Origin of the sequence: Frankia sp. AgKG'84/4, assembly GCF_023242965.2 — a bacterium.
In the GTDB taxonomy this organism is placed as follows: Bacteria; Actinomycetota; Actinomycetes; order Frankiales; family Frankiaceae; genus Frankia.
Window position 1 is genome coordinate 1 of the sequence record NZ_JALKFU020001001.1, and the last position, 1,860, is coordinate 1,860.

At 75.6% G+C, this 1,860-nt stretch carries 2 protein-coding genes; one reads left to right on the forward strand and one right to left on the reverse strand.

Translation table 11 applies throughout. From position 1 onward, the window contains the following. On the reverse strand, positions 1-694 hold a 694-nt coding region (locus tag MXD58_RS26750; protein ID WP_250610574.1), incomplete at its 3' end, for a zinc-dependent alcohol dehydrogenase. Positions 695-824: 130 nt separating this feature from the next. On the opposite strand from MXD58_RS26750, the gene MXD58_RS26755 reads away from it, so the two are divergent. Beyond that, positions 825-1,860: MraY family glycosyltransferase (locus MXD58_RS26755; protein ID WP_250610576.1), on the forward strand; the 1,036-nt coding region annotated here is incomplete at its 3' end.

The following is a 1,860-nucleotide window of genomic DNA, read 5'->3' on the forward strand; positions in this document are numbered from 1 at the left end:
ACCCGCGCATGGCCGCGGTGGTGGCCTCGCCGGCCTCCTCAAAGGCCCGGATCCCGGCAGCGCGCGCCGCCGCCAGCGGCAGCTCGGCCACGTCGATGCCGGCCACGTCGCAGCCACTGGCCAGCGCGAGGCGGGCCGCGAGCTGACCGACGAGCCCGAGGCCGATGACGGCCACCTTCGAGCCCGGGCCGACCTCGGCGAGGCGCAGCCCGTGCAGGGCGATCGAACCGATCGTCGCGAACGCGGCGGCGGCGGGATCGACGCCGCCCGGCACCCGGGCGCACAGCAGCCCGGGCACCGCCTGGAACTCGGCGTGGTTGGCCCGCCCCGCACCGCCGGTGGCGACGAGGTCGCCCGGGCGGATGCCCTCGACGGCGGCGCCCACCTCGACCACCCGGCCGCAGCCGCTGTAGCCCAAGGGGACATCTTCGGCGAGCCGGTCACGCACGGTGCGTACGGCCGGCCCGAGGCCGTCGGTGCGGGCCTTCGTCGCGACCTTGCGGACCAGGTCGGGGCGGGCGCGGGCCTTGGCGATCAGCCCGGAGCGGGCCAGCGCGGTGACGGCCCGCTCGGTGCCGGCGGACACGATGGTCGCCTGCGTCGCCACCAGAACCTCGGTCGGGCCGATGATCGGCACGGGCACGTCCACGACCCGCACCGCTCCCCCGGACGCGGCCTGCACCACCTGCTTCATCGCGCGAACCTCCGGGAAGTAGGCGGGACACCCGCACCACGCATCGTGCCGCGGAGTGTAGTTGATGCATTACATTCAGCGATGAACGCCGCTCGCTCTCCATCCGACGTGTCTGAGCCGGAGGAACGGCATGCTGTCAGCGCCGGCCGTCGCCTACCTCGCCACCCTGGCGGCAACCCCGATCGTCATCGTCTCCATGCACCGCCTCGCGGCCATCGACGAGGTCAACGCCCGCTCGTCGCACCACGCGCCGACCCCGCGCGGGGGCGGCGTCGCCGTCGCCCTTGGCCTGTTCGCCGGCGTGCTCGCCACCGTGCTGGCCCGCGGCTCCGGCGACGTCCCCGACCTGCTCCCGCTGTCCGCGGCCACCGCGCTGTTCGGCCTGATCGGACTGGCCGAGGACGTCGGCGGCGTCACCGCGATGCGACGCCTGGCCCTGCACACCGCGGCGTCGTTCGCCGTCGCGGCGATGACCGTGCTCGGCGCCGTGCTCGGTGACCCCGCGCCCGGGCTGCTCATGGTGCTGCTCGTCTGCGTGGCCGCCCCCGTCTGGATCACGGGCTACGTCAACGCCTTCAACTTCATGGACGGCATCAACGGCATCTCGGCCCTGACCGCGGTACTCTCCGGCGCGACCCTGGCCGCGCTCGGCGCCGCCCGCGACGCGCCCACCGTCAGCGCCGGCGGGGTGATCGTCGCCGCCGCCGCGCTCGGCTTCCTGCCGTTCAACTTCCCGCGGGCCCGGGTGTTCCTCGGCGACGTCGGGAGCTACACCCTCGGCGCCGTCCTCGCCGTCCTCACCGCGCAGGCGGTCCTCGCCGGCGTCCCACCGGAGGCGGCGCTCGCGCCGAGCGCCCTGTACCTGGCGGACACGACGGTGACGCTGATCCGGCGGATCCGCGGCGGCGAGCGCTGGCACACCGCCCACCGCTCCCACGCCTACCAGCGGCTCACCATCGCCGGCTGGTCCCATCCGAAGGTGACCGGCCTCGTCGGGGTCACCTCCCTCGCCGTGGTCGCGCTCTCGCTCGCCGCCTTCGGACCCCTACCCGTCCGCCTGCTCGGGGACGTCGCGGCGCTGGCCGTCCTCGCCGTGTACCTGACCGCGCCGCGCCGTGCCGCCCGCCGGGCGGGGACCGGCGCCGAACCCATGCCCGCCCGGCTCC